The sequence below is a fragment of the Aquisalimonas sp. APHAB1-3 genome (assembly GCF_048323695.1).
Classification (GTDB): Bacteria; Pseudomonadota; Gammaproteobacteria; order Nitrococcales; family Aquisalimonadaceae; genus Aquisalimonas.
In genome coordinates this window covers 74,889-91,790 of record NZ_JBLWFT010000012.1, presented here as the reverse complement: position 1 = coordinate 91,790, position 16,902 = coordinate 74,889, and the positions used below count along the sequence as shown (strand labels likewise).

The window sequence follows — 16,902 nt, the reverse complement described above, 5'->3', positions numbered from 1 at the left end:
GCCACTGGAACTGCGGGTCGCCCTCGGCCAGCAGCGCCTCGTAGTCCAGATCGCTGAGCGGCTCGCCTTCCCCGTACTCCGGGTCGTCCACGTCGATCACCAGGATGTCGCGATCGACACGGCTCAGCGCCTCGCGGATCACCGGTGCGAACTCGCGGTCGGCGATCAGGACCCGGGCTTCACCATGGCCGAGCATGAAGGCGATGGCGTCGGCATCCAGCCGCGTGTTGAGCGCATTCAGTACGGCACCGACCATGGGCACACCGAAGTGGGCCTCCAGCATCTCCGGGATATTGGGCAGCATGGCGGCCACGGTGTCGCCCTTGCCGATGCCGCGGTTGTGCAGCGCACCGGCGAGACGCCGGCAGCGGCTGTAGGTCTCGGCCCAGCTGCGGCGGATGCTGCCGTGAACCACCGCAGTGCGCTCCGGGTAGACACTGGCGGTGCGCTCGATGAAGGTAAGGGGCGACAGCGGCGTATAGTTGGCGGGCGTCTGCCCGAGGTGCTGCTCAAAGATGGATGCTGCAGGCTGGTGCATTGCGTCTCCTCCGCACAACGGTTGCTTGATTGGATGTTTTATGGTGGAAGAACGTAGCAACAGTTGTCAGACATTGCAAAATCACTTAGAAACTATCGTATAAATACTATACCCATGACGAACAGCATCCCGAACGCCCTCGCCAGCGCTGCCGGGGCGGCAGCGCTGGCCCCGGACCAGCGAACACGCGTCCTGGCCATGATCGGACTGCTTGAAGCGTTGTGTCCCGACCAGGCGTACGCCGCGTTCCTCCGCCCGCCGGACGGCGATTTCCTGCAGCCGGTCGCCGGGATGCGCCGACTGCAGCACGGGCAGACCAGGCATTTCAGCAAGGGCAGCGACCAGGGCCTCTCGACCCGCCTCACGGCGTGTACACCCACGGCCCTCGGAACCGCTACCGGCCATTGCCCGGACACGCCGGTACTCACCCGGCTCCGGGCGGCGGCCCCGGGCACGGAGTGGCAACTGATACGCGCCGGGCTCCCCGACGGCGGCGACGCGCTGTTCGCCCTCATGGAGCCCGCAGGCCCCGACGCCCTGGCGGCGACCGTGATACTGGCCGGGCTGCTGCAGCACATCAGCAACGATCCCGGGGATACCCCGACGCTGCCGGAAGCGCCCCTGCTGTGGCGAGATCCCTGCCCGAGCCTGCTGTTCAACAGCCACGGTGACCTGGTACTGGAGAACCCGGCGGCCAGCGCGCTTGCGTCACAGCTCGCCCTGCCCGGCGCACACGGCCTGCTCCCTGCCAATCATGAGGCCCTGTTCCGCTCAGCGATCCGGGGCGTCCGACCCATCGCCGAGGTGGAAACCGATGTGGCGGACCGCATCCTTCTGTGGACCTACATCCCCGTCGCCGACGGGCAACGGCTCGCCCTGCGGGCCCGGGACGCCACCGAGCAGCGGCGCGCGTCGCGCTGGTCCAGCCGGGTGGACCGCATCCACCGGCTGATCACCGAGAACACCACGGACCTCATCTCGAGACATGACCGCGCCGGCACGTTCCTTTACGCCTCGCCCGCATCGCTGCAGCTGCTTGGGCGCATGCCCGGGGAACTGGAGGGCACCGCCCTCAGCAATCTGATGGCGCCGGCGGAGCGGGAACAGCAGGATGCCGACGCCAAGGCGGCGCTGATCGAGCGCGGCTTTCACACCATGACCTGCCGCCTGCGTGACGCCCAGGGCGGTTACCGCTGGTTCGAGATCGCCATGCGCGCCATCCGCGATACCTACAGCGGCGAAATCGCCGAATGGGTCTGTATCTCCCGGGACGTGACCAAACGCCATCGCGCGGAAGAAGAGACCCGGCGACTCGCCGCAATCGTCGCCGCCACCACGGATCTGGTGCTGTTCTCCGATGCCCAGGGCTCGGTGCTACACTTCAACCGCGCCGCCGGTGATTACCTGGGGCTACAGCATCCGCTGCACACCACCATCGAAGTGGCCGATCTGGTGGCCGAGAACTCGCGGCAGGCGTTCATCCGCGACGCACTGCCCACGGCCCTGCAAGAGGGCGTCTGGCGTGGCGACCTGCGGCTGGCCGGTTGCGGGCCCGACGCGTCGTTCCCGGTCTCCATGGTGGTCATGTCCCACCCCGGCGATGATGACGCCCTGCAGTACGTCTCCGTGATCGCCCGGGACATGTCCGACCGCGAGATGCGCGAGGCCCAGGCCCGCGAACACCAGGATGAGCTGGCCCACGCCGCCAGGCTCAGCACCATGGGCGAGCTGGCATCCGGTATCGCCCACGAGATGAATCAACCGCTGGCGTCGATCATGAACTACGCCCGCGCCTGCAGAAACCACCTGGACCGGGCGGACACCCCCGATCGTGACCACCTTCAGGACGGCCTCAAACGCATCGATGACCGGGCTCAGCACGCCGCTCAGGTCATTCAGCGCCTGCGCGCCTTCATCCGCAAGGACCGTCGCCAGATCACCGCCGTCGCGGTAGAGCCGGCCATCCGCTCGGTGATGGACATGGTGGCCTGGGAAGCGCGGCGGGGCGGGGTTCACCTCGAATGGAGCCCACCCGCGCACCTCCCCCCGGTGGTGGCTGACCAGGTACTCCTCGAACAGGTGCTGGTGAACCTGATCCGCAACGCCATCGAGGCCAGCCGCGACCGCGGCGACGACACCGCCCCGCACGTGTGGATCGACGCAAGCCACGACGATGGCGCAGACACGGTCATCATCCACGTGCGCGACAACGGCCCGGGGCTCGACGAACAGGCGGTGGAGAACCTGTTCGAGCCGTTCCGGTCCAGCAAACCCGAGGGCGTGGGTCTCGGGCTGACCATCAGCCGCTCCATCGTGGAGCAGCTCGGCGGCACGCTCAGTGGAGAGGCAGACGCGGACGGCGGCATGGTGTTCAATGTCACACTCGCTGTGTGGACGCGGGGGAGAGAGGCGTGAACGCGATGACCGAGTATCAACCGGTGGTGTATGTCATCGACGACGACACCGGCATGCTGGAATCGACGGCCTGGCTGCTGGAATCCATGGATATCCAGTGCCGGACCTTCGCCGACGGCGCCCGGTTCCTGGAGGCCGTCCACCCGGACATGCTCGGCTGCATCCTGCTGGACGTCCGCATGCCCGGCATGGGCGGGCTCAACGTCCAGCAGGCCCTGCGCGAGCAACAGTGCCCGCTGCCGGTCATCCTCATCAGCGGCCACGCCGACGTGCCCATGGTCAAGCGCGCCTTCCGCGGCGGCGCCACGGATTTCATCGAGAAGCCGTTCAACGAGCAGGAGCTGCTGGACGTGGTGCAGCAGGCCCTGGAGCAGGACCGCCGTGTTCACGAGCGGCGGGCCCTGGAGCGCGCCGTCGCCGAGCGCTTCCAGGCCCTGACCCCGCGGGAACGTGACCTGGTGGAACCGCTCGCACGCGGCCTGCGCGCCCGGGAGATCGCCGCCGAGCTGGACATCGGCGCCCGCACGGCGGAGCTGTATCGCAGCCGTGTCTTCCAGCGGCTGCAGGTGAACAACCTGGCGGAGCTGGTTCAGCTCTGCATAGTGGCCGGTGTGATCGACCCGTACGACGCCGCTCCGGCCACCACCGCCGAAGACAGCTGACGCAGACGACAACGCGTTGCGCCGCCGCCGGGCCTCTCTCAGGTTGACCATCTGACCACACACAAGAGAGATAAAATTCCTGTATCGTTATTGCATCGATTTCGTCTACTATTTTTGGAGACAGTAGGCGAGCCGCTCCCTTGCGGGCAGACTGAATGCTCGCCGGACTTGCGGACTCAAGGATCTCGAGCATGTGCAGAATGGCAGCGTATACAGGTCCGGCACTGCGGTTGCGGGCGTTCCTTCTGGATGCGCCGCACAGCCTGGTGGTGCAGGCACATGCACCACGGGAGACCCTGTCGGCAACGGTCAATGCGGACGGCATCGGCTTCGGCTGGTACGACGACCATGGCGAGCCTGCCGTGTACCGTTCACCGCTCCCGGCCTGGGCCGACCCCAATCTGGACGCGCTGGGACGCTCTCTGGAGCGCCCGATGTGGATCGCCAATGTGCGCAGCGCAACCGACCCGCTCTCCCACAGCCACGCCAACACCCAGCCGTTCCAGGGTGACGGCCTGCTGTTCCTGCATAACGGCTTCATAGAGGCCTTTGCGCGAGACATCCGGCCGCACCTGCGCGCCCGACTCAGTCCGGAGTTGGATGCAGACATCAACGGCACCACCGACTCCGAGTATCTGTTCGCCCTGCTGCGCGAACACCTGCGCGCGACCGATGGCGATCTGCCGGGGGCGATCCGGGCCACCATGAGCGAGTTGCGGGAGCGGTTGTCGCAGGCCGGCCGCCCCGCGCTACTGAATCTGCTCATCGCCCAGGGCCCACGGCTGATCGTGGTCCGCCACTCGCACGGTCTGGACTGTCCGAGTCTGTACACCCACACCGGTCACCCCGGTTTTTCCGGCGGTCAGCTGGCGGCGTCGGAACCCCTGGACGACCACGCCGAGTGGAACGCCGTTCCCGCTCATCATCTGGTAATTCTGGAGCCCGGCAGCCATGCCCAGACAGCCCCCCTTTGATCAGACTCCTGTCAGCGGGCCGGAGGCGTCGCCCCTGGAGACACTTGCGCAACACCATGCGGCCGGGCAACAGCTGGCAGCGGACCTGCCAGAGCCCCACCTCTTCGGGCAGCACCATCCGGACCTGAGTCCTGTCGGCTGGCATCTGGGGCATTGTGCACTGGTGGAGCAGCACTGGATCGGCGAACGGATTCTCGGGGAGCCGGCGGACGCCTCCATCCACGCCCTTTATTTCCCTGAGTTCAGCGACAAGCGGGGGCGCTCGGCGCGGCTGCCGGAACGCGAGGCCCTCGCCGCCTGGACGACGGCCACCCACGAACGCACCCGCGCCCTGCTGGCAGAACCGCCCGAGCCACTGGCCAGCCACCCGCTGATGCGCGATGACTACCTGGCCCATTTCCTCGAACAGCACTACGCCCAGCATCACGAGACGCTGGCCTACTGCCTCAGCGCCATTACCGCATCCCGGGACGACAGCGAGGTGGCGTCCGCCCCGCTCGAGCGGCTGAACCCGTGCGCTCCCGCCCGGGAGACGGTGACGGTGGCAGCCGGCGTCTACACCATCGGCACCGACCACGTGCGCGGTTACGACAATGAAAGACCGGCGCACACCGTTCCGCTCGACGGCGCACGGCTGGGGCGGAATCCGGTCAGCAACGCGGAATGGCTGGCGTTCATGGTGGACGGCGGCTACCACACCCCGGATTACTGGACGCAAACAGGTGATGCCTGGCGTCGGGCCTCCGCCGCCCGGCAGCCCTGGACCTGGCACGAGGTCGAGCCAGGCCACTATCTCTGGAACGGCCCCCGTGGCCGCGACGCCCTGGAGCCGTCCGCTCCAGTGAGCGGCGTCAATCACCATGAAGCGCTGGCGTTCGCGCGCTGGGCGGGGGCGCGCCTGCCCCATGAGTTCGAGTGGGAAGCGGCGGCGGTCGAGGGCCACCTGCACGGCGCCGGGACCGTCTGGGAATGGTGCGGCAACGCCCTGGCACCCTACCCGGGGTTTCAGCCGTTTCCCTACGACGGCTATTCCATGCCCTGGTTCGATGGCCGGCATTTCGTGCTCCGCGGCGGCAGCCGCTTCACCGAACCGGGACTGAAGCGCCCGAGTTTCCGGAACTTCTTCGAACCCCACGTCCGGCACCAGCAAGCCGGCCTCAGGCTGGCCTGGGACCTGACCCAATGATCATCAATGGACGGCAGTACGACCACCGTGCATGCCTGCCGTCAGGGAGACCGCAATGACACCGGGAGCGAACCATCTCGCCCACGACCACCGGAGTGACGACGCCGCGGGGGAGTTCATGGCGGACGTGCTCGCCGGACTGGCTCAGCCCCAGCCCCTGATACCGCCGAAGTATTTCTACGACGACACGGGATCCCGCCTGTTCGATCGCATCTGCGAACTTCCGGAGTACTACCCGACCCGGACGGAAATGCAGATCCTTGAACAGAGCGCTGGCGATATCGGCAAACGGCTTGGCGAGCGGATCGTTCTGGTGGAGCCCGGCAGTGGCAGCAGCGCGAAGGTCAGCCTGCTGCTGAAAAGCCTGCACCACCCCGTGGCCTACGTCCCGGTGGAGATTTCGGGCGAGCACATGCTGAGCAGTCTCACGCCGCTGCGGCAGCAGTTTCCGAATGTCGAGATCATCCCGGTCTGCGCGGACTTCACCGCGGGCTTCACAATCCCCGCGGTGGGCGCACCGGTCGCCCGCCGCGCCATCTTTTTCCCCGGCTCGACCATCGGCAACTTCCCGCCGGAAGACGCGGCGGCGCTGCTGGCGCAGTTCCGTAAGCTCGTCGGTGCCGGTGGTGCCATTGTTCTGGGCGTGGACCTGCACAAAGACGCCGGCGTTCTGGAGGCCGCCTACAACGACGCGGCCGGCGTCACCGCCGCATTCAATCGCAACCTGCTCACGCGCATGCAGCAGGAACTCGGGGCCGTGCTGGACGCGGACGGTTTCGGTCATCGCGCGGTATGGAACGCGCCGGAGAGCCGGATCGAGATGCACCTGGTCAGCCGCCACCGGCAATCCATCGAGGTGGGCGGCAGCACCTTTTGGTTCGAGGCGGACGATTTCATCATCACCGAGTTCAGCTACAAGTACTCGCAGTCGGGCATCGACGCCCTGGCGGCGGAGGCCGGGCTTCGCGTCGGCGCCACATGGCTGGACACCCATGGCTGGTTCAGCATCCAGTACCTTGAAGCCTGACCGCGCGCAGCCGGTGGCAGACGCCGCATGACGGGACAGCCCGTCATCGCCGGCATGGACGGCTGCCGTGGCGGATGGCTGTGTGTCTGGGGGCCGGCGGACCAGCCGGCGTCGCTCCGGGCGGCGTGGTTTGAGCACCCGGACACCATTACAGCCATGACACCGGTTCCCGTTGTGGTCGGTGCCGACATCCCCATCGGCCTCGCCGAACAAGGGCCTCGTGGCTGCGACATCGCCGCCCGCGCGCACCTGGGACGTCCGCGCGGCAGCAGCGTGTTCCCGGCCCCGATCCGCCCCATGCTGACAGCGAACAGTTACGAGGCCGCCTGCGAGATCGGCCGCGCCCTGGCCGGGCGGGCGCTGTCGCGACAGGCGTGGAACATCGTCCCACTGATCCGCGCCATGGACTCGTTCCTGCTGGAGCACCTGGATTGGCGGCAACGGGTGTACGAAGTGCACCCGGAAGTCAGTTTCACTCTCTGGAACGCGAACACACCCATGCGCCACAACAAGAAGCGCACGCTGGGCCGACAGGAGCGGATCGCCCTTATCGAACGGGACCTTCCGGGCGCGCTGGAGGCGACGCAGGACGCGCTGTCAGGCCAGCGGTACGCGGGGGACGATCTGCTGGATGCACTCGCGGCGTTCTGGAGTGCGGCACGCATTGCGCGGGGCGAGGCTGTGTTTTTCCCCGAGACGGTGGAGAGGGACGAGTGCGGGTTGCCGATGGTGATTCGGGCTTGACGGGGGTTACGCGGATACACGGCGTGTGGCGGACCTGAAGGTCCACCCTACGGTTACGATCCACGCGTAGGAGCGGCGCAAGCCGCGACGCCAGGCCCGGGGCAGTCCCGCCCCGGGCTCGGCAATCACCGCTTACTTGGCGTCGTGAAAGCCCTTGCCGTCCTTCGCCAGCTGCTCCAGCAGCGGCGACGGCTTCCACTGCTCGCCGCCCTGTTCCTTGTAGAACTGGCTGACGCGATCATGGATCTCCTTGAGGCCCACCTGGTCGGCCCAGAACATGGTGCCGCCGCGGTAGACCGGAAAGCCGTAGCCGTAGATCCAGACGATGTCCACGTCCAGGGCGCGGGCGGCGATGCCCTCTTCCAGGATCTTGGAGCCTTCGTTGACCATGACGTACATGCACCGCTCCAGGACTTCCTGGTCGCTCACGTCGCGCGGCGTGATGCCCTTGTCCTTGCGGTGCTGCTCGATCACCTCGGCGGTGACCGGGTCCGGCTTGGGCGTCCGGTCACCCTCTTCGTACTTGTAGACGCCCGCCTGGGTCTTCTGGCCGTAGCGGCCTTTCTCGGCCAGTTTGTCCAGCCAGGTCAGCTCCTGGGCGTCCGGGTCACCGGCCTTGCGGCGCTCCAGGCGGATGCTGTAGCCGATGTCCAGGCCGGCCAGGTCGGACATGGCGAACGGTCCCATGGGGAAGCCCAGATCGTAGATGACCTTGTCCACCTGCTCGGGGCTCGCACCCTCTTCCACCAGGGCCACGGCCTCGGCCTGGCGCTTGTGCAGCATGCGGTTGCCGACGAAGCCGTCGCACACGCCGACGCACACGGCCACCTTGCCGATCTTCTTGCCGATGTCCATGATCGTGGCGACCACGTCGTCGGAGGTCTTGTCGCCGCGCACGTTCTCCAGCAGCTTCATGACGTTGGCGGGGCTGAAGAAGTGCATGCCGCAGACATCTTCGGGCCGGCTGGTGAACGAGGCGATCCGGTTCACATCCAGGGTGGAGGTGTTGCTGGCGAGAATCGCGCCTTTCTTGCAGACCTTGTCCAGGGTCTCGAACACGTCCTGTTTCACGTCCATGCTCTCGAACACTGCCTCGATGACCAGGTCCACATCCTTGAAGTCATCGTAGTCGAGGGTGCCGGACAGCAGGCTCATGCGCTTCTCCACGTCGTCCATGGAAATGCGGCCCTTCTTGGCGGTGCTCTCGTAGTTCTTCCGGATGGTGGCCAGGCCCTTGTCCAGGGCTTCCTGCTTCACTTCCTTGATGATCACCGGGATGCCGGCGTTGGCGAAATTCATGGCGATGCCGCCGCCCATGGTACCGGCGCCGACGATACCGACCTTCTTCACGTCGCGCTTGGGGGTGTCCTTGCTCACACCGGGGACCTTCGCCACTTCGCGCTCGGCGAAGAAGACGTGCCGCTGGGCCTTGGACTGGGGCGATTCCATCAGCTCCTGGAACAGCTCGCGCTCACGCTTGAGGCCGTCCTGGAAGGGCAGGTCCACCGCGGCCTTGACCGCCTTGAGGCAGTGAAACGGCGCCAGAAAGCCGCGCGCCTTCTTCTGCAGGCCCTTCTCGAATTCCTCGAACAGGCTGGCGGATTCGGCCTTGGCGTCCATGTCGCAGATGCGCCGCCGCGGGGCGCCGTCGGCCACCAGCTTATTGGCGTAGGCGATGGCCTCGGCCTCGAGGTCGTCACCGACGATGGCATCGATGATGCCCATTTCCTGGGCCTTGGGCGCCTTCACCGGGTTGCCGGCGGTAATCATCTCCAGCGCGGCTTTCGGCCCGGCCAGACGGGGCAGGCGCTGGGTGCCGCCGGCGCCCGGCAGCAGGCCCAGCTTGACTTCCGGCAGGCCCACGGCGCCGGACTTGACCGCCACCCGGTAGTCGCAACCCAGGGCCACTTCCAGACCGCCACCCAGGGCGGTGCCGTGAATCGCGGCAACCACCAGCTTGTCGCTGTTCTCGTAGGCGTCAATGACGTCCGGCAGGCTCGGGTCCTGCGGCGGCTTGCCGAACTCGCGGATGTCGGCACCGGCCGGGAACGTGCGCCCGCCGCCGATGACCACCAGCGCCTTGGCACCATTATCCGCCAGGCCCTTCGCCAGCCCTTCCTTGAGCCCGGCACGCACGGCCTGGCCCAGGGCATTCACCGGGGGGTTGTTCACGGTGATAACGCCCACGCCATCCTTCAACTGGTAACTGACTGCGTCGCTCATGCGATCCTCCTTCATCTGATTCGTCCGTGGCCGGGGCGCGCACCGCGCCGCCGGCACTGGCTTGTTGCTAACAAATGCGCCGGGCGATCAAAGACCGCCCATGCACAGGAACTTCATCTCCAGGTATTCGTCGATGCCGTACTTCGAGCCCTCACGACCGATGCCGGATTCCTTGAACCCGCCGAACGGCATGCCCTCGTGCACGAAGCGGGCGGTGTTGCAGGCGACCATGCCGTACTCCAGGGCCTCGCCCACGCGCCACATGCGGCCGGGATCGCGGGTGAAGTAGTAGGCGGCCAGACCGTACGGGGTATCGTTGGCAAGGCGCACCGCCTCCTCCTCGGAGCTGAACCGGTAGACGGGCGCCACGGGGCCGAAGATCTCGTTGCCGAAACAGGCCATGTCCGGATTCACGTCGGCGAGTACGGTGGGCTCGTAGAAGGTTCGGCCCAGCTCGTGCCGCTGCCCGCCGCGAACGGCTTTGGCGCCACTGCCCACGGCGTCCTTCACCAGCCCTTCGACCTTCTCCAGGCCCTTGTCATTGATCAGCGGGCCTGTAGTGACACCCTTCTCGGCGCCGTTGCCGACGTTGAGCTGATCCACCGCGGCGGTGAACTTCTCCATGAAGGCATCGTAGACGTTCTCATGCACCATCAAGCGGTTCACGCAGATGCAGGTCTGACCGCTGTTGATGAACTTCATCATGGTGGCCGCCTGTGCGGCGGTGTCGAGATCGGCGTCCTCGAACACCAGGAACGGCGCATTGCCGCCCAGCTCCAGGCTGACCTTCTTCACGGTATCCGACGCCTGGCTCATGAGCAGCTTGCCCACGGCGGTAGAGCCGGTAAACGAGAGCTTGCGCACGGTGGCATTGGTGGCAAGCTCACCGCCCACATCGGCGCCGTGGCTTGCGGTGACCACATTGACCACACCGGCGGGGATGCCGGCGCGGTGGGCCAGCTCGGCCAGGGCCAGGGCGGATAGCGGGGTGTCTTCCGCGGGCTTGATCACCACAGGGCAGCCGGCGGCAAGCGCCGGGGAGACCTTGCGGGTGATCATGGAGGAGGGGAAGTTCCACGGCGTGATGGCACCCACCACACCCACGGGCTGCTTTACCACCAGCTCGCGCTGTCCCGGCCCCTGGGGCGAGAGCAAATCCCCTTCGATACGCTTGGCCTCCTCGGCGAACCACTCCACGTAGGCGGCACCGCCAAGCACTTCCCCCTTGGCTTCGGCGTGGGGCTTGCCCTGCTCCGCAGTCAGGAGCTGGGCGAGATCATCGCTGTGCTCGGTGATCAGGTCGTACCACTTGCGCAGCAGTTTGGAGCGCTTGCGCGCAGTCATGGCACGCCACTCGGGCCACGCCTGCTCGGCAGCGGCGATGGCCTGTCTGGCGTCCGCCGCGTTCATGTCGGGAACGTTGGCAAGGACATCGCCGGTGGCCGGGTTGATCACATCAAACGTGGCACCGGCGCCGGCGGGCGCCCATTCACCGCCGATGTAAGCCTGGGTCTTGAGTAGCTGGGAATCGTTCAACGAGAGACTCACGGCAATTCCTCCTGTGCTGCGTGACGAAAGCGGTATCCACGACCCCGCGCGTTGTTCGTCGTCCGTAACTGGCGGCCTCGTCGACACAGTTGCGTTTTGCGAAACAGCGTTTCATTTCTGACTTGGGAGACTAGCATCTATTGGGGGGGATGTGGCGACATCGGGGATGCCCAACGTCCAGGAGAGCGTAACGAAGCGATACGTCTCGCTTCGACGACAGCAGGTTTACTATTGCGTTCATGAGGTTAGAGCCAGAGTCACCGAAAGACGACACCGGCGGGCGACACTACAAACCGATAGAACGCCTCCAGGCTGTTGATTTTAAGCGCATAAAAAAGCGGCACCGAACTTGCTTCGAGTATCCTGCCCGGCAATGGAGCCTGGGCGCGCTCGGGATACCAGTCCCAGGAGGTAGGTCATGAAATTCACGACATACGCGCTTGCACTGCTTGTCGCTCTCCTCTTTTCCATCGCCGCCACCGCGGCCCCCCTTGGCAGCTCGCTGGGTACCGGCGCGCAGAGCGCCGGCGATGCCAACGACGTGGTTCTCTACGATGAGGATCGCGACGAAGACGAGGAAGACGAGCACGAAGGGGACGAGATCGAATAACTCGATCAACACACGGATGTAGCATTCCCCCCACTTGCACTGGCGGCATGTTCATGCCGCCAGTGTTTTTTTTGGCCTAACGGATCATGTCCGGCGCCGCGACGAACACGGCACCTTCCAGAAACCCATGCTAATGAACGTGGGTCGACCAGAGCTTCCGTGGGCGATGACGGCCGAGGATCTCTTCGACCTCCCGCAGCCCACGATCCGGGGTCATCACCTTGACCTGACAGGTGTCGCGGTCCAGGTAGACCTTTTCCTGGTCGAAACCATCCGCAATCAACTCATCGACGACGTTCCGGGCCGCTTCAACGCTCTCATATGCGGCGGTTACTGCCTGTGTCATGACGACCTCCCGCTTCAGTGGCGATCAGACCGTTGCTGTCCCGGGGCGCAGCGCCCCTGGCGGAAGTATAGTCGGAGGGGGTGCGGGACGGGGCGTGGTTATTGATCGGGATTGGTGGACCTGAAGGTCGACCCTACGGCCGGAGATCGTGCGGCTGGAGATTGATGCCGGGAGTGATGCAACAAGAAAGCCCGCAACGCCAAGCGCTGCGGGCTCTTATGCGTATCTGGTGGCCGGGGACGGAATCGAACCGCCGACACGCGGATTTTCAATCCGCTGCTCTACCGACTGAGCTACCCGGCCTGAGGCGGCACATTGAACCCCATCGGGCCGGGCGCGTCAAGGCAAAGCCCGGCCACGGGCGCGTTCACTCCTCGGGCGGCCGGTAATCCGGCGGTGGCACGGCGGCACCACCCTCGAGCAGGAACTTCTCCATTTCCCCCTCAAGGAACTTGCGCGCCTTCGGGTCCACCGGAGTGAGCCGGTATTCGTTGATGAGCATGGTCTGGTGGCCCAGCCACTCCTGCCAGGCCTGTTTGGAGACGTGCTCGTAGATCCGTTTCCCGAGTTCACCCGGGTACGGCGGCTTCTCAAGCCCTTCCAGCTCTTCGCCGAGCCGGGCACAGTGAACGGTTCGCGCCATGGGTCATGCTCCCTGGTGAAAGTGCTGCAAGAGCCGGTGAACCGGAGCGGCCACACCGCGCCCAAGCGGTGAGTGCTCGTTATACCAGACGGCCTCCGCACCTGTCATGACGCGGCCGGCTGAACCGGCGAGCCGGGCGTGGACCGGCTCGATATCCAGGTGGTAATGGCTGAACGTATGCCGGAATGCGGACCACGCCTCCGGGGCATCGACTGTGATGCCCAGTTCGGCGCTACAGTGGACCACCGGATCCACATCGACGGGACACTCGGGAAAGCTCCACAGCCCGCCCCAGATGCCGGCGGGTGGCCGGCGCAGCAGCAGCACGCCCTGATCCGACTCGATGAGCAGCATGCGGGTCTGCCGCACGGGCAGGCGTTTGCTGGGCTTTGGCTCGGGATACGCCTCTTCTTCGCCTTGCGCACGGGCACGACAGCCCTGGCTCACCGGGCACAACAGACAGGCGGGGTTACGGCGGGTGCAGACGGTGGCGCCGAGATCCATCATGGCTTGGTTGTAGTCGGCGCAGCGCGCCTCGGGAGTCAGCGTCTCGGCCACCGCCCACAGCTCCCGCGCCACGGCGGTGCGGCCAGGCCACCCGGGGACTGCGCCATAGCGCGCCAGGACGCGCTTGACGTTGCCGTCGAGGATGGCGTGCCGCTGCCCCATGGACAGGGACAGGATGGCGCCGGCCGTGGATCGCCCCACACCCGGCAGGGCTTCCCACTCTTCGATGCGCTCCGGCATGGCACCGCCGTAGTCGTCGACGATGCGCTGCGCCGCGCGATGGAGGTTTCTGGCGCGGGCGTAGTATCCCAGCCCGGCCCAGTGCGCGAGCACGTCGTCCAGGGGCGCGGCGGCCAGCGCCGCCACGTCCGGGAACCGCTCCATGAACCGCTCGAAGTAGGGGGTGACCACACTGACCTGCGTTTGCTGCAGCATGATCTCGGACACCCACACGCGGTAAGGCGTCGCGGGCTGCTTCCAGGGCAGCGCGTGGCGGCCGTTGTGGTCGTACCACGCCAGCAGCTGCGCCTGGAAGCGTTCCGCTTCGGCGGCCTCCGGCACCATCAGTCGAACAACCGGCGCAGCTCGTCCCGGGCCCGTTCGCGGACTTCCCCTTCACGCTCCTCGCGCTCTTCCCGGAGGCGCTCCCGGGCGCGCTCGGCCTCTTCGTCCGCGCGCTCGCGCAAAGCCGCCTCACCATCACGCAACCGCTGGCGCTGCTCACCGGTCAAGGCCTCGGCAAGATCGAGACTGATATCGGGCGAGAGCAGGGAGCCGTCGAACCGGACCGGCAGGGTGACGCCGCGCAACCACTCCATCTCGGAGCCGCTGCCACCCACCAGTTCGGTTTCCAGAAGGTAGTCCACTGTGAGGTCGAAGACGTGGGCCTCCCCAACCCCACGGATGTCGAACACCTCCGAGCGGATGCGCAGATCGTCGTTGCGGACCACGCCCCGGTCGATACTGAGCTGCGCATCCACATCCTGGAACGCGGTGCGGGGGGCTTCCGTATCGTCGGTGCTTTCGTCCCGGAGCCGCGCGACGGCATTGCGCACGGTCTGCTCCAGATTGATGCCCATGATGCTGCCCTCGGAGAAGGAGAGATCCACCTGGGCGATGAGCTCGCGCACCAGTTCCATGGGTTCGTTGCCCCGGGTCTCGCCCTGCAGGCGCATGTTGGCGGTGCCGCGCAGCAGATCCCGCCCCAGGAACTGCTGCACGATGGGCTGCGCCTGCACGCCCTCCATGCGCTCATCCACGCGTACGAGCAGTTCATCCCCCGTGGCGTCGAGCCGGATGTCGCCGGCGTAGGTGCCGTCGTAGAGGTTGGCGGTGAGGGGATGGATGCGGATGCGGCCGTCAGCGGCATTCACCTCGATGTTGATGTCCGCCAGCTCGAAACCGGCGACGATCAGCTCCTCCAGGGTGAACTGCCCCTCCAGGTTCAGGGCCCGCAGCGGCTCCAGCGGGATCTCGGCCCCTTCGGCGTCTTCATCCGCATCGGCCACCGCGGTGCCCCCGGCGCCGGGCTCGTCCGCGCCTTCCGGCAGGTAGCGGTCGGCGTTGAACCGCGTGCCGGCGAAATCGAACCGGACCATGGGGTCGTCGAAATCGGCGACGCTGGCGGTGCCACTCAGCTCGGTATCGTCAAGCGCCACCAGCAGCTCGGTGAGCTCGGCACGGTCGGCGTCCGCGCGGAATGCCCCGTTCAAGCTGAACCGGCGCAGGGCGTCGTCATCCGCGGGCTCGAAGTCGTCCTGACCGAGTCGGGCGAGCACCGCCCGCAGGTCGGTCTCGGGGATGTCGAAACGGCCGTTCACCGTCGGCTCTCCGGTGAGCGACGCCACATCCGCAGAGGCATTCAGCCGCAGCCCGGCGGTCTCCAGCACCAGATCACTGAGCTGCGCGCTGTCCGCCTCCAAGTCGGCAGTCAGCAGGGCGCGCAGGCTCGCGTCCAGGCCACCGTCGGGCAAGCCCTCGGCCTCGGTGTTGAGGTTGAGGCCGAGCACTTCGGCGCGGAAACGCTGGAAATCGCTGCTGACGCGCAGCAGACCGTTCAGATCACCGCTGAGCCGGGTGTCTTCGTCCAGGCTGACGGCCCAGTCCGCTTCCAGAGTGACGTCATCGTCCAGACGCAGCTCGCCCAGGGTGACGTTCACCGGGCCAGCCTCGTGGCGGGCGCCCGTCTGGCGATCCTCGTAGGTCACGTGCAGATCGGTGATCTGAACACCCTGGATCGTGCCGACGGTGAACGGCAGCCCGTCACGCTCGGCCGGTACCTCGTCGGGGGCGTCTTCATCCGGGACGGGCGTTTCGGCGGGTTCGTCCGGATCCTCGGGCAGATCCAGCTCCCAGTTGGCGTTGCCCGCCTCGCTGACAATCAGGTTGGCGCGCAGGCCGTCCAGGCGGATGGTGTCCAGCACCACTTCCCGGCGGAACAGCGGAAGGATGCGCACGGCGACGCCGGCGTTCTCGATGCTGACGAAGGGTTCGTCGCCGAACTCCTCCCTGTTCTCCAGGCGCGTACGCCCCAGATCCAGCCCCAGCCAGGGGAAGAACGACAGGCCGATCTCCCCTTCGATCACCAGTTCCTGCCCAGTCTGCTCCTCGACCAGTCGCTCAATGTCCTCGCGGTAGTCGTTGGGGTCGAAGAACAGCATGAGCGCCGCGACGAGCAGCGCCACCAACCCTGCAAACGCGGCGAGCGCGACGAGCAGCCACTTGATGATCCGGGGCATGACGAATCCCTTCAATTGTGAATGTAGTAACTATACTGCAGTCAGGAGTCCCGCAGAAAAAAGAGTCGCAGCAACGCGGCCGCCATAAGACATGGGCTCCACAACGGACGGCGCCACCCGGCCGGGACGGCGGGTCATGGTGTCTGTCGTACGATCGGCGGCTTCCCCGCCGCGAACCAAGGAGATCACGTATGAGTCGTTATTGTGTGGTCGTTGCCGAGGGATCGAAGGCCCGTTTTTTCACCGTAGAACACCCAGAAGTACCAGAACTCGAGTCCGGACCGGACCTCATCGAAAGAAAAACCATGGCGAACCCTATCCACCAGGCTCACCGCGAGGAGATCCTGGCGGAGCTACGTGCCGGGCGCAATCGTACGCCCAATGGGTCCGCCCATGGGTATGACGATCATCGCGATGGATACGATGCGGAATGCGAACGGCGTTTCGCCCGTGAAATCGCCCAGGAACTCGATGCCATGGCGCGCAGCAACGGCACGCGCCGAGTGGTTCTGTGCGCCGAAAAACGCATGCTCGGGTTTCTGCGCCCCAATCTCCACAACGCGATCCCCAACGGGGTGGACCTGCATGAAGTCCCCAAGGACCTGGCCAAGCTGACCCCCAGGAAGCTCCAGGAACGCCTGGCCAACGACGGCCACATTCCGAAACGTCGCGGCAGACGCCGGCACTGAAACAGAAACGCGCGCCCGTATGGCGCTGACCATCAAAGCCCCGCTCGTGCGG

Annotated in this window: 15 protein-coding genes and 1 tRNA gene; 8 read left to right on the top strand and 8 right to left on the bottom strand. The window is 66.3% G+C overall.

Annotated features, from left to right (window positions below; genetic code table 11):
• On the bottom strand, nt 1-538 hold a 538-nt coding region (locus ACNSTU_RS15000; protein ID WP_418212561.1), incomplete at its 3' end, for an AMP-binding protein.
• Nucleotides 539-652: 114 nt separating this feature from the next.
• Here ACNSTU_RS15000 and ACNSTU_RS14995 point away from each other — a divergent pair.
• From ACNSTU_RS14995 to ACNSTU_RS14970, 6 genes are all read left to right on the top strand, one after another.
• Nucleotides 653-2,953: a PAS domain S-box protein gene (locus ACNSTU_RS14995; RefSeq protein ID WP_290632268.1), complete on the top strand. Its 2,301-nt coding sequence runs from the start codon at nt 653-655 to the stop codon at nt 2,951-2,953.
• Nucleotides 2,954-2,958: 5 nt separating this feature from the next.
• On the top strand, nt 2,959-3,615 hold the full coding sequence (locus tag ACNSTU_RS14990; protein WP_290632272.1) for a response regulator transcription factor: 657 nt from the start codon (nt 2,959-2,961) through the stop codon (nt 3,613-3,615).
• A gap of 191 nt (nt 3,616-3,806) precedes the next feature.
• Entirely contained in the window at nt 3,807-4,589 is a 783-nt protein-coding gene (locus ACNSTU_RS14985; RefSeq protein WP_290632266.1) for a class II glutamine amidotransferase, read from the top strand.
• Complete coding sequence (locus ACNSTU_RS14980) at nt 4,567-5,775, top strand: SUMF1/EgtB/PvdO family nonheme iron enzyme (RefSeq protein WP_290637638.1); 1,209 nt, start codon at nt 4,567-4,569, stop codon at nt 5,773-5,775. The genes ACNSTU_RS14985 and ACNSTU_RS14980 overlap by 23 nt, the downstream gene beginning before the upstream one ends.
• Before the next feature lie 55 nt (nt 5,776-5,830).
• Nucleotides 5,831-6,802, top strand: a complete 972-nt coding sequence (gene egtD, locus ACNSTU_RS14975; protein WP_418212560.1) for an L-histidine N(alpha)-methyltransferase — start codon at nt 5,831-5,833, stop codon at nt 6,800-6,802.
• 27 nt (nt 6,803-6,829) lie between these two features.
• Nucleotides 6,830-7,546: a DUF429 domain-containing protein gene (locus ACNSTU_RS14970; protein ID WP_290637636.1), complete on the top strand. Its 717-nt coding sequence runs from the start codon at nt 6,830-6,832 to the stop codon at nt 7,544-7,546.
• A 132-nt stretch (nt 7,547-7,678) separates the two neighbouring features.
• On the opposite strand, the gene ACNSTU_RS14965 is transcribed toward ACNSTU_RS14970, so the two are convergent.
• Together ACNSTU_RS14965 and ACNSTU_RS14960 are read right to left on the bottom strand one after the other, a co-directional pair.
• On the bottom strand, nt 7,679-9,769 hold the full coding sequence (locus ACNSTU_RS14965; RefSeq protein WP_290632258.1) for a 3-hydroxyacyl-CoA dehydrogenase NAD-binding domain-containing protein: 2,091 nt from the start codon (nt 9,767-9,769) through the stop codon (nt 7,679-7,681).
• A gap of 87 nt (nt 9,770-9,856) precedes the next feature.
• Nucleotides 9,857-11,269, bottom strand: a complete 1,413-nt coding sequence (locus ACNSTU_RS14960) for an NAD-dependent succinate-semialdehyde dehydrogenase (protein WP_366213538.1) — start codon at nt 11,267-11,269, stop codon at nt 9,857-9,859.
• Between the two features lie 466 nt (nt 11,270-11,735).
• Here ACNSTU_RS14960 and ACNSTU_RS14955 point away from each other — a divergent pair, with 466 nt between their 5' ends.
• Nucleotides 11,736-11,927 (top strand): hypothetical protein, encoded by a 192-nt coding sequence (locus ACNSTU_RS14955; protein ID WP_290632254.1) that lies wholly within the window; start codon nt 11,736-11,738, stop codon nt 11,925-11,927.
• Nucleotides 11,928-12,057: 130 nt separating this feature from the next.
• Here the strand turns inward: ACNSTU_RS14955 and ACNSTU_RS14950 are convergent, their stop codons facing one another.
• The 5 genes from ACNSTU_RS14950 to ACNSTU_RS14930 all read right to left on the bottom strand — a co-directional run bounded on the left by ACNSTU_RS14950 (nt 12,058) and on the right by ACNSTU_RS14930 (nt 16,161).
• Nucleotides 12,058-12,273 carry a hypothetical protein gene (locus ACNSTU_RS14950; RefSeq protein ID WP_290632252.1) on the bottom strand — a complete coding sequence of 72 codons (216 nt, stop codon included), beginning with the start codon at nt 12,271-12,273 and terminating at the stop codon, nt 12,058-12,060.
• A gap of 227 nt (nt 12,274-12,500) precedes the next feature.
• Nucleotides 12,501-12,576, bottom strand: a tRNA-Phe gene (locus ACNSTU_RS14945).
• 64 nt (nt 12,577-12,640) lie between these two features.
• A complete protein-coding gene (locus tag ACNSTU_RS14940) occupies nt 12,641-12,916 on the bottom strand; it encodes an oxidative damage protection protein (RefSeq protein ID WP_290632250.1) in 276 nt (91 codons plus the stop codon).
• Between the two features lie 3 nt (nt 12,917-12,919).
• A complete protein-coding gene (gene mutY, locus ACNSTU_RS14935) occupies nt 12,920-13,987 on the bottom strand; it encodes an A/G-specific adenine glycosylase (protein ID WP_290632248.1) in 1,068 nt (355 codons plus the stop codon).
• A complete protein-coding gene (locus ACNSTU_RS14930; protein ID WP_290632246.1) occupies nt 13,987-16,161 on the bottom strand; it encodes an AsmA family protein in 2,175 nt (724 codons plus the stop codon). The genes mutY and ACNSTU_RS14930 overlap by 1 nt, the downstream gene beginning before the upstream one ends.
• A 191-nt stretch (nt 16,162-16,352) precedes the next feature.
• Here ACNSTU_RS14930 and ACNSTU_RS14925 point away from each other — a divergent pair, with 191 nt between their 5' ends.
• The gene (locus ACNSTU_RS14925; protein WP_290637874.1) at nt 16,353-16,850 is read left to right on the top strand and encodes a host attachment protein; all 498 of its coding nucleotides are present in this window, start codon (nt 16,353-16,355) and stop codon (nt 16,848-16,850) included.
• Nucleotides 16,851-16,902 lie beyond the last annotated feature (52 nt).